The following is a 13,360-nucleotide window of genomic DNA, read 5'->3' as shown; positions in this document are numbered from 1 at the left end:
GATCGCCCGCTAAACGCTACGGATTCGACCGGTCAGATCAGCAACCGGTCTGCTTCACGCGCTCGACTGCGAGCCCGAACGCGGGACGCAGCTTCGTGCCGACCACGTTGCCGAAGAATGCGGACACGAGCCACAGCCAGCCGTGCAGGCTGCCCGACACGATGCCGCTGAAGTACGCGCCGATATTGCAGCCGTACGCGAGGCGCGCGCCGTAGCCGAGCAGCAGTCCGCCGACGATTGCCGCGATCAGCGAGCGCAGCGGCAGGCGCCACACCGGCGCGTAGCGGCCGGCGAGCGAAGCGGCAACCATCGCGCCGATCACGATGCCGATATCCATCACCGACTTCACGTCGTGGCTGATCGGCGCGGCGAGCGCGGCCGCGTTCGGGCCGGTGCTCCACACATGCCAGCTCGCGACGTTCACGCCCATCGCGGAGAACGCCTTCGCACCCCACAGCGCGAACGCCGACGTAATGCCCCAGGGATGGCCCGACAGCGCGAGCGTCACGAAATTAAGGACCGCGAGCACGGCGCCGCCGACGAGCAGCGGCCACGGACCACGCAGCCATACCGACGTGCCAGTCGTGCCAGGCGTGCGTTCGCTGACGAGATGGCCGTGACGGCGCTTTTCGATCAGCACGGTCACTGCGGCGATCGCCGCGAACACCACCAGGTTCAACGCGATCGCGGGCGCGACGCCCAGCGTCTTCACGAGCGAAACCGGCTGGAAATGCGGCAGCGCAGACCAGAACGGCATGTGCGCGGTCCCCACCACCGAGCCGACGACGAACGCGAGCAGCGTGACCACCATCCGCGTGCTGCCGCCGCCGACCGTGTACAGCGTGCCGGATGCGCAGCCGCCGCCGAGCTGCATGCCGACACCGAACATGAACGCGCCGATCACGACCGACGTGCCGACAGGCGCCACTTCGCCGACCACCGGATGACCGAACAGCGTACCTGCCGAAAGCGCCGGGAAAAACAGCAGCACGCCGATCGCGAGCATCAGCATCTGCGCGCGCAGGCCCGCGCCGCGACCGTCGGCGATGAACACGCGCCATGCGGACGTGAAGCCGAACGCGGCGTGATAGAGCGTGATGCCGAGCAGCGCGCCGAGCACGTACAGCGCGGCCTGCTTCGCGCTGACGGTCTGCGCGAGATAGATCGCCCCGAGGACGACGAGCGCGAGCGCGACGCCGAGCGGCTTCGGATTGATGTTGAAGACCCGGCGAGGCGTGCCACCGAACGACGTGGAAAGATCGGACATGATGAGCGTGAGCGGGGCCGCTCGTCGCACAAGGGCGTCACGCCCGTGAAAACGGGCGGTCGCTGCGCGGGCGAAAGGCCGCGAATAATCGTTCTGGAAAGAACCGCAAGTATATCGAAATGTCACGTTGTGACGGTTGCCGTCCGGGGGCCGCGCGGCTCGACGACAAGGCCCGGCGTGCGACGTGACGCCAGCCTGTCAGGCCCACCGTATAAGACTTGCAAAGAAGCGACACTGGTTGAAGCCGGTCGCTTAATAACCCGCTCGTATATCGATATTTCGAATATGGATTGATCGGAGAACCCTGCCGGTTCATCGCGATTCGCGAATGGGCTAGTCGGCAGGCGGCAGCAGCGCGGACAGCAGCCGCCGTAATTCCCGGGCTTCGGCCGGCGTCAGCTTCGCAGTCAGAATGCGTTCCACCTGCTCGACGCGCGGTCGCAACGTCGCAAGCTGCTTCTTGCCGGCCGGCGTGAGAAACAGCACATAGCTGCGCTTGTCGACCGGATCGTCGGAGCGTTCGATCAACTCGTTGCGGACCATGCGCGCAACGAGATCCGCGATGGTCGAGCGGTCCACGTCGAGTTCGTCACCGAGTTGCCGCTGGTTGACGCCCGGCGTGTGGTGCAGGATTTCGAGCGCCGCGTACTGGACGCTCGTGATCTCGGTGGACACCTCGCTTTGCCATACCGCCAGATGCCGCTGCTGCGCGCGGCGCACCAGGCTGCCGGTGAATCGGGAAGGCTTGTCGGGGTCGTCGGTTCGGGTCGGCACTGGCTAGCGGTTCCGCGAAGAAAGATCGGTTCGGAAAATGGGCCGCAGGAACGCGTTCAGTTCGGCGAGCGCGTCGAGCGGGAGCACGTGCGCAACGTACTGGTCCGGTCGGACGACGACGAGCGCGCCCCGTTCGCGGTCGATGCCGCGCTCGTCGAAGATATCAGTCGATGCGTCGCACGTAAACGCCTTCTCATAGTCGATCAGACCGTAGCGGCCCTTGCGCGGCAGCAGCGACGCAGGCAGATCTTCGAGGCGCACCTCGCGATGCGGCTTTTGCAGCACGGCGCGCAGATCGAAGACGCTATCCGCATCGGCGCCGTCCGGGGTGGCCAGGCGCACGATCGATTCCGGCGACGTGGCGAGATGCTCGCAGAGCGCTTCGAGCGCATTGCCGCTCGCGTCCGAAAATGCGTACAGGCGCCAGCGGCCATCGGCACGCGCTGCGTGACCGAGGTGCATCGGCTTCGCATCGGCGATCCGAACGACGGGCGAAGAATGAAAGCGCGTGCCGATCGTGAAGCCGCTTGCGAGCGACTGATACGTCGCTTCGCCGGTAAGCGCGCCCGACCGGTAACGCGTGGCCACGCCCGCTGTATATCGGCCCGCGCGTACGAAATACGCCTGCAATTCAGCGGGATCGACACCGCCCGCCTCCGGACGCTCGGGGTCTTTCGGCGGCGCGGCCATCATCGCGGACCATTCCTTGTCGAAGTCGATCAGTTCCTGCGCGACCGGCTGCCGTTCATCCGAATACGTGCGCAACAGGCTCGCATCGCTGCGCCCTTGCAGCACCGCGCCAAGCTTCCAGCCGAGATTGAAGCCGTCCTGCATCGACACGTTCATGCCTTGACCCGCCTTCGCGCTGTGCGTGTGACACGCATCGCCGGCGATGAACACGCGCGGCTCGCGAACTTCGCCATCAGCCGCGATGGCATCGTCGAAACGGTCGGTCAGGCGCTGTCCCACTTCGTACACCGAGAACCACGCGACCTCTTTCACGTCGAGCGAATACGGATGCAGAATTTTTTGCGCAGTCTCGATGATGCGCTCCACTTTGAGCTGCTTGATGCTGTCGCGATTCTCCGGCGTGACGTCGCCGAGATCGACATAGAAGCGCACGAGATAGCCGCCCTCACGCGGAATGATGAGCAGGTTGCCCTTGCTCGCGGACTGGATCGCGGCCTTGAGCCGGATATCCGGGAAGTCGGTGACGGCCAGCGCATCCATCACGCCCCATGCGTGATTGGCGGCATCGCCGTTGAGCGTCTGCCCGATGGTCGCGCGCACGCGGCTTCGCGCGCCGTCGCAACCCACCACGTAACGCGCGCGCACCGTGACGTCTTCGCCCGCTCCCGCGCCATCCGTTCGACGCAAGGTGACCCGCAACGGATAGTCGTTCGTGTCGTCGCGCTGCAGATCGACGAGTTCGAGACCGTAGTCCGGCTCGAGCCGTTGCGCGGACCGCCGCATCAGATCGAGCAGATACTCCTGAATGCGCGCCTGATTCACGATCACGTGCGGAAACTCGGACATACCTGTTTCGGTGTCCTGAACACGACCAGTACGCCTGATCGCGCCACGATTGTCAGCATCCGGTCTCCAGAAAACCGTTTCGTTGACCCAATACGCTTCGCGCAGCAGACGCTCGCCAAGCCCGAACGCGTTGAACATCTCGACCGTGCGGCAGGCAACGCCGTCCGCCTGTCCCATCAGCAACGGCCCCGCGCGACGTTCGACGATACGCGTCGTCACCGACGGAAACTGCGGCAGCTGCGCGGCCAGCACGAGCCCTGCCGGCCCGCTTCCGACGATAAGCACGTCGACCGCATCGGGCATGTCGACGCGAGGCGCGCCTTCGGCGGTGGGCTCGATGGTCGGATCGTCCGTGCGAAAACCGTTGAGATGAAATTGCATGTCTGCCTCCATGTGGTCTCGATCAACCTTGGGAGTGAATATACTCCGTACGCCAACTATTTTCCAAGCACTTCTCGCGAATCTGCCGTTTACCCTGGTAACGGCCCTTTTAACCGCCAGACACAAATGTTGTTCCAGAGCAGGTGTTCATCTCGAACACTCCGCTGGCTACGATGGCTTCACCCGCTGCAGACAACCGTTTGCAGCGAATCACAACCCAGTGAGGTGAATCATGAAAGTCAACGTTCTGGTGCGGGCCATCGCAGTTGCCGCGGCGCTCGCCGCTCCCGCCATCGCATTTGCGCAGTCGAACGCTCCGCTGACGCGCGCTCAGGTGCGCAATGAACTCGTGCAGCTCGAAAAGGCGGGTTACCACCCCGGCGACGGCGATGAAGATACGTATCCGGCGCAGATCCAGCAGGCCGAAGCGCGGGTTGCGCTCCAGGCTGCGGCGTCGAACGACGTGGGCGGTACCGCGGATGGATCGACGGCGTCCGGCACGGCCGCGCCTAAAGCTCCGCGGGCGGAAGTGCCCGGTTTGCGGCCGATCTATTCGGGTCAGTAAGTGCCGGTGATCGAGCCCGATTCGTTGAAGCGATCGGGCTCATAAAGTTAGTATGACGTAACAGATACAGGGACGCGCCATCGATCAGTGATATGTGGTCGTCGTAGACTGCAGCTTCGTCAGCACACCGCCTTCGAAGCGGAACCAGCCCTGCGAGCTTTGCATCACCACTTCGTTGCCTTGCCAGAAGACGCGCTTGACAGTCATCCGCCTGCCCACGCGTTGCACGACTGCCGGGCGATGACGGAAGTCATACAGCACCGGCCCAGCGTCCGTCTCTACGAGCGTGCGCGTCACGCTGTCTCTAGGCTCGCCGATTTCGTCGAAATGCGTAAGCGTGCTGGTGCTGAAGCGATCCAGCACTTCGTTGTTGAGCATCCCGACGAACGCCCCGTCGACGCGCATGAATTGCAACTCACCCTGCGAGGTGACGAACGGCCCGGAGGCGTTGCTCTGCGCGTGAGCGCCAGTCGCGAATGCGGTGGCAGCCAGCGCCACGAGTAAAAGTCGTTTCATATCGGTCATTTTCCACGTCGTATCGTCATTGCCGCCAGCCCCGCCCCGGCAAACGCGCATAGCGCGGACACCAGCGCGACGGCACGCAGCGCATCGGCAATGGCATCGGCTTCCGCGCGCATCATCGGTATTCCAGCCGATGCAGCCGCCGTTTGCGCGGCCGGTTCGAGCGAGTATCCATTCGGGCGTGCGTCCAGCGGCACATGCAGCTGATCGAGCCGCGCCGTCAACGCCGCATGGTGCGACCAGACGAACACGATGCCGAGCACGGCGATCGCAAGCAGATTCGCCACGCGCGCAACGGCATTGTTGATGCCGGAAGCCACGCCCGCACGCTCGGTCGGCACCGATCCCATCACGGTAGTCGTCAGCGGCGCGACGGTGATCGTCATGCCGAGCCCGAGCACCGCGAGCGCTGGAAAGAAACTCGCCCAATAGCCACCGCGAACGAGCGGCCACGCCAGCATCGCGAAGCCGATTCCGGCGACACACGGCCCCGCGATCAGCAATGCCCGCGAACCATAGCGGCTCGTCAGGCCGCCTGTAAAGCGCGACAGCAGGCCGATGATCACCGGCACCGGCAGCAGCGACGCGCCCGCTTCGGTCGCCGTATAACCATGCGCGCGGATCAGCGTGAACGGCAGAAAGAACAGCGCGCCGCCCAGCCCGAAATAAAGCAGCAGCGTGACGAGATTCGCGCCGGTGAAGTCGCGCGAGCGGAACACGTCGAGCGGCATCATCGGACTGCGGCTGTTCGCTTCGATCGTCAGGAACAGGGCCAGCACCAGCACGCCGGCGCCGATCGCCCACAGTACGACCGGATGGGCGAACCCGCGCGTCGATGCCTCCGTCAGCCCGTAGGTGAGCGCGGCGAGACCCGCCGCTGCCGTCGTCGCGCCGAACCAGTCCAGGTGTTGCTGCCCGTCGAGCTTATGGCTGTTCGGTACCGACGACACCGCGAGCGCGATCGTCACCGCGGCAAGCGGCACGTTGAGGAAGAAGATCGCGCGCCACGAAAACGCGTCGACGAGCCAGCCGCCTGCTACCGGACCCACCGCTGACGTGATCGCGCCCACGCCGGCCCAGGTGCCGATCGCCCGTCCGCGCGCTTCGCCTTCGAACACGGCACCGATGATCGCGAGGCCACTCGGCACGAGCAGCGCCGCACCGATGCCCTGCACCACGCGCGCGGCGATGAGCGCGCCGACATGCGGCGCGAACCCGCATGCGGCCGACGCCAGCGTGAAGAGCCCGATGCCCGTGATGAACACGGTGCGACGGCCGAGCCGGTCGCCCATCGACCCGCCCACCAGCACCAGCGAGCCAAGAAACAGCAGATACGCGTTGACGACCCATTGCATCGCCGCGACGCTTGCGCCGAGTTCGCTCTGAATGGACGGCAGCGCGACATTGACGACGGAGCCGTCGATGAAGGCCATGCTCGAACCGAGGATCGTCGCGGCCAGCGCGAGACGCTTGCGCCGGCACGGCTGACCGACATCGGCAGGCTGCGTGCGGATGACGAGTTCGTCGCACGGGCTCGCCTGTGCGGCGACGACGTGCCGCGAGCCCTGCTGGTTATCGGGAAGAGCTGGCATCGAAAAGATCCGTCGGATCGACGAGACAGTATCGATGCAAAATGATACTTCAGGGCGAGCAGCAGGGTCCGCGCAGCGCGCAAGCCGCGGAGCGTCGACTACGCTTTGAGCCTGCTACCAGCTTGCGCAGCAGGAAAACGCGTCAGGTCGATTCGCGCGGCAGCACAGTGAAGCCGACGTCGAGCACCCGGCGCTCGTCGCTCGCGTTGCTCCCACCGTTCAGACGATCGAGCAGAAAGCGCGCCGCGTTCACGCCGATGCGCGTGCCGTCCACGCGCACCGTGGTCAGTTGCGGCGTGGTTTCGGTCGCGAACTCGAGATCGCCGAAACCGCAGATCGCGAGTTGCGTCGGCACGCTCAGGCCGAGCTGACGCGCGGCGCCGAGCGCACCGATCGCCAGCAGGTCGGAGCCGCAGAACACGGCGTCGGTGTCGCGCGCACGCGCGAGCAGTTCAGGCAACGTGCGTTTGCCGACGGCCACCGAGCTGGGCGGCGCGACGAGCGCTTCCGCCACGTCTTCGATACCCGCCTGTGCAAGACGATCGCGAAAGCCCGCGCGCCGCGCGAGCGCGCGCATATCGTTCGCGGAAATCAGCGCGGGACGGCGCATGCCGCGTTCGAGAAAATGCTCCGCCACAGCCGCGCCGATCTCGTAGTGCGAGAAGCCGACCAGCATGTCGATCGGCGTGTGCGTGGTGTCCCATGTTTCGACCACGGGAATGCCGACGTTCGCGAGCCGTTCGCGCAGCGAATCAGTATGCGCGACACCGGTGAGCAGCACGCCTTCGGGACGACGGCTCAGCACGGTGTCGAGCAGGCTTTCCTCGCTCGACGCGCTGTAGCCGCTCAACGCGAGCAGCACTTCATAGCCGGCGCGCGAGAGCGTCTCGCTGAACACCTGGATCGTTTCGGAGAACAGCGAGTGCGAGATGGTCGGCACGATTGCCGCCACGAGCCGCGAACGCGACGAAGACAAACCGCCGGCGAGCCGGTTCGGCACGTAGCCGAGCTTCTGCACGACCTGGCGCACGCGTTCGAGCGTTTCCGGCGCGACCGACTCCGGGCTGTTGAACACACGCGAGACGGTGATGGGCGAGACGCCCGCCTGTGCGGCCACGTCGGTGATGCGCAATCCCTTCGGGCCGCCGCGCGTGCGCTTCGGGCGCGCGGCGGCGTCCTTGCGATCGTCAGTCGATGCGGCGGATTTGGCGGTCGGCATGAGTGTGTGAACAGAAGAAGACCCGATGCGGCATTGTAGCGACGTTCAGCGCGCGCTATGCGGCACCGCCGTGTCGTCGGCGGTCTGGGGCTCGCGGTTGCCGCGGCGCAGGATCAGCGTCGTGATCAGCGCGAAGATCAACAGGCACAGGGCCGGCACGAGCATCGGCGCGCGCGTGCTGCCGGTGGTCTGCTTGACGAACGGCACGACATTCTGCGCGATGAAGCCGCCGATATTGCCGAGCGAGTTGATCGCCGCGATGCCCGCCGCGGCGCGCGCGCCATGCAGGAATTTCGGCGGCAGCGTCCAGAAGCACGGAATCAGCAGATACAGGCAGGGTGCGCCGAGGCACAGCGCCGCGAAACGCGCCGCATGGCCCGGCAGGAACACGGACGAAAGGAAGAACACCACGCCGAGGAGTGCCGATACCAGCATCGCCACGACCGCGTGATTGCTCGCGCGCAGCCGCGCAGGCAGCGTGGCGAGCACGATCGTCGAGAGCAGCCACGGGATGATGTTGAGCAGACCGTTGGTCGTGTTGCTCACGCCGAAGCCCTTCACGAGCGTGGGCAGCCAGTAGCTGATGCCGTACACGGAAATCGACAGCATCATGTAGTAGAACGCCATGCCGAGCACGCGCGGCTCGGTCAGCAGGCTCAGGATCGAACCGTGACGCGACGCGGCGCGCGCATGCGCGCCTTCCACCGAAAGCGTGTCGACGAGCCAGCGCTTTTCGTCGCTGGAAAGGAACCGCGACTCCTGCGGCGATTTCGGCAGCAGAAACAGCACGACGAGGGTCAGCAATACCGACGGAATGCCGGTCACCACGAACACGAGCTGCCAGCCTTGCAGACCGAAGAGGCCGCCCTTGTCGAGCAGCCAGCCGCAGATCGGCGCGCCGATCATGTTGCCGAGACTGCTGCCCACCGTGAAGTAGCCGAGCATGCGGACACGATGACGCTGCGGGAACCACAGCGTCAGGTAATAGATCACGCCGGGATATAACCCGGCTTCCGATGCACCGAGCAGAAAGCGCAGGATGTAGAACATCGTCGCGTTGCGCGTGAACGCAAGCAGGATCGTCACCACGCCCCACGTGAACATGATGCGCGCCATCCAGCGGGGCGCGCCGTACTTGTGCAGCATGACGTTGCTCGGCACCTCGAACAGCAGATAGCCGATGAAGAACAGCGACGCGCCGAGTCCGTACGCCACTTCCGACAGCCCGAGGCTGCCGAGCATCTGCAGCTTCGCGAAGCTGATGTTGGAGCGGTCGATATACGCGACCAGATAGAGCACGCCGAGCAGCGGCATCAGCCGCCAGCCCATGCGGTTGATCAGACGCGGCTCGTCGATCGTTGCGAGATGTTCGTTCACGGAGTCTCCAGCGCCCGCATGCATTGCGGGCTTGCGTTTATTGGAATCTTTATTGGAATCGTCGTCGCGCAAGCGCGCGTTGTTACTTCGCCTGCTTTGCGCGCCACTCGCGATACGCGGCGAGCGTTTCCTCGTTCGGCGGATAGGTGCCGCGCAACGGCCGCCCTTCCGCAATGCGCTCGGTGATGAAGGCTTCCATCTGCTCCTGCTCCTCGGCGTCGCGCGCAACGTCCTCGGCCATTTCGCGCGGCACGATCACGACGCCATCCACATCGGCGACGACGATGTCGCCAGGATACACGGGCACGCCGCCGCACGCGATCGGCACGTTCATATCCACCGCGTGATGCTTCGCGAGATTGAGCGGCGCGCTTGCGCCCGCGCACCAGAGCGGCAGACCGAGGTCCGAAATCGTGCCGCTGTCGCGCACCGGGCCGTCGGAGACCATGCCCGCGACGCCGCGCTTCGCGAGCCGCAGCGCAAGGATCGAACCCACCGACGCCACGCTTCGCTCGCCACGGCAGTCCTGCACGAGCACGCTGCCCGCGGGCGCCGTTTCCACGGCTTTGCGCTGCGGATGATCGGGATCCTGAAACACGCCCACGTGATCGAGATCTTCGCGCGCGGGAATATTGCGCAGCGTGAATGCCGGGCCGACGAGATTCGGCGCGCCCGGCGCGGGCTTCACGAGCGGCGCGACGCCTTGCAGAAATACGTTGCGCAGGCCGCGCTTGAAGAGCTGCGTGGTGAGCGTGGCGGTGCTGACGTGACGCAGTTGTTCGAGCGCTGCGTCGCTGACTTGCGGGTTCGATGCGGTCATGATGGTTCGGTAATTCGCTGAGGACGGTTAGTGGATTTCCGGTTCGCTGCTCGGGGCCTGCTTCGGCGTTGCGTCCTGCGCGCTCTGTGTCGAGCTGCACGTCGAAGGCGTTTCGAGGAAGTCGAAGTCGCAGCCCTTGTTTGCCTGGGTCACGTGCATCTGGTGCATGACGCCGAAGCCGCGTTCGAACGGACGCTTAGGCGGCACCCATACGGCCTTGCGCGCAGCGAGCTCGTCGTCGCTCACGTGCAGATGCAGACGCCGCGCGTCGACGTCCAGCTCCACGATGTCGCCGTCCTTCACCAGTGCAAGCGGACCGCCCACGAACGACTCCGGTGCGACGTGCAGCACGCACGCGCCATAGCTCGTGCCGCTCATGCGTGCATCCGAGATGCGCAGCATGTCGCGCACGCCTTCCTTCAACAGCTTCTGCGGGATCGGCAGCTGGCCCCACTCGGGCATGCCGGGCGCACCCACCGGACCGGCGTGCTGCAGCACGATCACCGAACTGGCGGTGACGTCGAGATCGTCGTGGTCGATGCGCGCGGCCATGTCGTTGTAGTCCTTGAACACGACTGCCGGGCCGCGATGTTTGCGCAGATGCTGCTCCATCGCCGCGGGTTTGATCACGGCTCCATCCGGCGCGAGATTGCCGGTCAGCACGGCGAGACCGTCGCGCGCAACGAGCGGATTGCTGCGCGTGCGGATCACGTCGTCGTTGTAGATCTCCGCGCCCGCGATGTTCTCGCCGAGCGTCTTGCCATTGACCGTCATCTGCGTGCCGTCGATCAGCTCGCCGAGTTCGACCAGCAGCGCGCGCAGACCGCCCGCGTAATAGAAGTCCTCCATCAGGTACTGACCCGCCGGGCGGATGTTGCCGAGCACCGGCGTGATGCGCGCGAGTTCGTCGAAGCGCGCGGTGGTCAGATCGATGCCCGCGCGCCGCGCGACGGCCACGAGGTGCACGATCGCATTGGTCGAACCGGACATCGCGAGCACGGTGGTTACCGCGTTGTCGAACGCCTTCGTGGTGAGGAGGTCCGACGGCTTCTGGTCGGTCCACACCATCTCGACGATCCGCTGGCCCGTCAGCGCCGCGAACTGCGCGTGACGCGAATCCGCGGCGGGAATTGACGAGAAACCGGGCAGCGTGAGGCCAAGCGCTTCGGTCGCGCTCGTCATCGTCGAAGCCGTGCCCATCGTCATGCAGTGGCCCGGCGAACGCGCGATGCCGCTCTCGATGCCCTTCCACTCGTCTTCGGTGATCTTGCCCGCGCGCAGTTCGGCCCAGTATTTCCATGTGTCCGAGCCGCTGCCGAGCGTGCGGCCGTTCCAGTTGCCGCGCAGCATCGGGCCGGCCGGCAGATAGATGGCCGGCAGATTCATGCTGATCGCGCCCATCAGAAGACCTGGCGTGGTCTTGTCGCAGCCGCCCATCAGCACGCAGCCGTCGAACGGATACGACTTCAGCACCTCCTCCGTTTCCATGGCGAGCAGGTTGCGGTAGAGCATCGTGGTCGGCTTCTGGAACGGCTCGGCGAGCGTGGACACCGGCATTTCGACGGGAAAGCCGCCCGCCTGCCAGATGCCGCGCTTCACTTCCTCGACGCGCTGCTTGAAGTGCGTGTGGCACGAGTTGATCTCGCTCCACGTGTTGACCACGGCGATGACCGGCTTGCCCATGTATTCGGACGAGTGGTAGCCCATCTGCGCGGTGCGCGAGCGGTGGCCGAACGAGCGGAGATCGTTGACGCCATACCAGCGGTAACTGCGCAGATCTTCGGGCTTTTTGCGAACTGGGGACACGGGCGTTCCTTCCGATGGTAGCGTTATCATGACCGATGATAGCGTTATCATTTCGAGCAGGAACCTGGGGCAAATACCTGGCGGTCCGCGACCGCCCCTCCACGATCGCCTTAACCGATCGGTCAAATCGGCGGCAGATTTTCTCAATGTACCTGCCGCTACGCATCGGCAAAATTACAGTGCGTTACATACATACGATAAATCCAGGCCCGCACGGCGATGGCGACTGACGACAGGTGGCCACGACCGGAGATCGCGGCCAACGTACGGAGACAGCGCTGACAATGAAATACAGGACCGCGGTATGTGCCTGCGCGACGATGATGAGCATCGCGCCGGCATGGGCACAGGGCATTGATGGAGGCACGGGCGTCAGTTCGGTCACGATCTACGGCTTGATCGATCAGGGCGTGGAACTCGTCAACAACGTGGCGACGGGGAAAAACGCGACGAGCAACGCGTATCGCACGGGGGACGGGACCGCGACGTCCTATTTCGGCATTCAGGGTAGCGAAAACCTCGGCGGCGGCACGCGGGCCATTTTCGATCTGCAAGGCGGCTTCATGCCGGGCAACGGAACCTCGCGGCAAGGGGGCCGGCTGTTCGGGCGACAGTCGTACGTCGGTATCGACGATTCCAAATACGGACGCCTGACGTTCGGCCGGCAATACACCATGCGGTTCTTTGCGACCCAGCTCGCGAATCCGTTCGGCACCGGCGCGCAAGGCCTCACCACGCTGGACAACGGCATTGCCAACGCTCGGGCCGACAACTCGGTCAGCTATCGCTACTTTCTTGGCAATTTCGAAGGTGGCGTGAACTATAGTTTCGGGCGCGATGCCGTCGCGGGCAAAAGCAATGTCGCCACGAATTGCCCCGGCGAGACGACACCCTCGAACGAATGCCGCGAATATTCGGCCATGGTCAAGTACAAAGGACCCACCTGGGGCCTGGCCAGTTCTTACGAGCGTCAATACGGCGGCACGTCGGCAACGTATGGCGGCCTGACCTCGCCCAAGCTCACCGACAGCCGGTTCACGCTAGGCGGCTACGTCAAGATCAGCCGGGCCAAGATCGGCGCAGGCTGGATCAGACGCGACGACGAAGGGATCAAGACGCCGAAGAGCAACTTGTTGTGGGTAACGGGCACGGTTCCCGTCACGCCATTCGTCTATATCGACGGCATGGTGGCGCAGCTGAAATACGATCATTCGTCCAGCAAGGCGCTGGTGTTCGTATTGCGCGGAAAATATCTGCTGTCCAAGCGGACATTTCTTTACGTGACGGCCGAGCACATCCATAACTACGGCAATCTCGCGCTTGCGGCGACCACCATCTCGCCGGTTCCCACGCCTCCGCCTGGCGCCTCGCAGCTTTCCGTCATCGCGGGCATCCGGCACGTGTTCTATTGAGGTTTACTTAATCCATGACAACCGACCTTCAGTTCGCGCGTTATAAGGTCAGTACCTTGATCGGAGGAACGGTTCATGGCCAAGATGGA

General features: G+C 64.8%; 11 protein-coding genes. 2 read left to right on the top strand and 9 right to left on the bottom strand.

Going from position 1 to position 13,360, the window contains the following annotated elements; all coding sequences use genetic code 11:
• Window positions 1–37: 37 nt before the first annotated feature.
• The 3 genes from DVS29_RS10395 to DVS29_RS10385 all read right to left on the bottom strand — a co-directional run bounded on the left by DVS29_RS10395 (window position 38) and on the right by DVS29_RS10385 (window position 3,958).
• The gene (locus DVS29_RS10395; RefSeq protein ID WP_118180379.1) at window positions 38–1,267 is read right to left on the bottom strand and encodes a YeeE/YedE family protein; all 1,230 of its coding nucleotides are present in this window, start codon (window positions 1,265–1,267) and stop codon (window positions 38–40) included.
• 333 nt (window positions 1,268–1,600) lie between these two features.
• Window positions 1,601–2,041, bottom strand: coding sequence for a MarR family winged helix-turn-helix transcriptional regulator (locus tag DVS29_RS10390; RefSeq protein WP_118180378.1), 441 nt, complete (start codon window positions 2,039–2,041; stop codon window positions 1,601–1,603).
• A 3-nt stretch (window positions 2,042–2,044) separates the two neighbouring features.
• Entirely contained in the window at window positions 2,045–3,958 is a 1,914-nt protein-coding gene (locus DVS29_RS10385; protein WP_118180570.1) for an FAD-binding monooxygenase, read from the bottom strand.
• 232 nt (window positions 3,959–4,190) lie between these two features.
• Here DVS29_RS10385 and DVS29_RS10380 point away from each other — a divergent pair, with 232 nt between their 5' ends.
• On the top strand, window positions 4,191–4,523 hold the full coding sequence (locus tag DVS29_RS10380) for a DUF4148 domain-containing protein (RefSeq protein WP_118180377.1): 333 nt from the start codon (window positions 4,191–4,193) through the stop codon (window positions 4,521–4,523).
• A gap of 84 nt (window positions 4,524–4,607) precedes the next feature.
• Here DVS29_RS10380 and DVS29_RS10375 read toward each other — a convergent pair whose 3' ends face one another.
• From DVS29_RS10375 to araD, 6 genes are all read right to left on the bottom strand, one after another.
• Entirely contained in the window at window positions 4,608–5,039 is a 432-nt protein-coding gene (locus DVS29_RS10375; protein ID WP_118180569.1) for a hypothetical protein, read from the bottom strand.
• Window positions 5,040–5,044: 5 nt separating this feature from the next.
• The gene (locus tag DVS29_RS10370) at window positions 5,045–6,637 is read right to left on the bottom strand and encodes an MFS transporter (protein ID WP_118180376.1); all 1,593 of its coding nucleotides are present in this window, start codon (window positions 6,635–6,637) and stop codon (window positions 5,045–5,047) included.
• A 142-nt stretch (window positions 6,638–6,779) separates the two neighbouring features.
• Complete coding sequence (locus tag DVS29_RS10365) at window positions 6,780–7,856, bottom strand: LacI family DNA-binding transcriptional regulator (RefSeq protein WP_118180375.1); 1,077 nt, start codon at window positions 7,854–7,856, stop codon at window positions 6,780–6,782.
• Between the two features lie 45 nt (window positions 7,857–7,901).
• On the bottom strand, window positions 7,902–9,257 hold the full coding sequence (locus DVS29_RS10360) for an MFS transporter (protein ID WP_118180374.1): 1,356 nt from the start codon (window positions 9,255–9,257) through the stop codon (window positions 7,902–7,904).
• A 58-nt stretch (window positions 9,258–9,315) separates the two neighbouring features.
• Complete coding sequence (locus DVS29_RS10355) at window positions 9,316–10,053, bottom strand: ribonuclease activity regulator RraA (RefSeq protein WP_118180373.1); 738 nt, start codon at window positions 10,051–10,053, stop codon at window positions 9,316–9,318.
• Window positions 10,054–10,080: 27 nt separating this feature from the next.
• Window positions 10,081–11,889, bottom strand: a complete 1,809-nt coding sequence (araD, locus tag DVS29_RS10350; RefSeq protein ID WP_118180372.1) for an L-arabinonate dehydratase — start codon at window positions 11,887–11,889, stop codon at window positions 10,081–10,083.
• Between the two features lie 254 nt (window positions 11,890–12,143).
• On the opposite strand from araD, the gene DVS29_RS10345 reads away from it, so the two are divergent.
• The gene (locus tag DVS29_RS10345; RefSeq protein ID WP_118180371.1) at window positions 12,144–13,271 is read left to right on the top strand and encodes a porin; all 1,128 of its coding nucleotides are present in this window, start codon (window positions 12,144–12,146) and stop codon (window positions 13,269–13,271) included.
• Window positions 13,272–13,360: the final 89 nt, after the last annotated feature.

The sequence above is a fragment of the Paraburkholderia phosphatilytica genome (genome assembly GCF_003443895.1).
GTDB classification, from domain to species: Bacteria; Pseudomonadota; Gammaproteobacteria; order Burkholderiales; family Burkholderiaceae; genus Paraburkholderia; species Paraburkholderia phosphatilytica.
The sequence above is the reverse complement of the archived record's forward strand: the minus strand, read 5'-3'. Positions and strand labels throughout refer to the sequence as shown.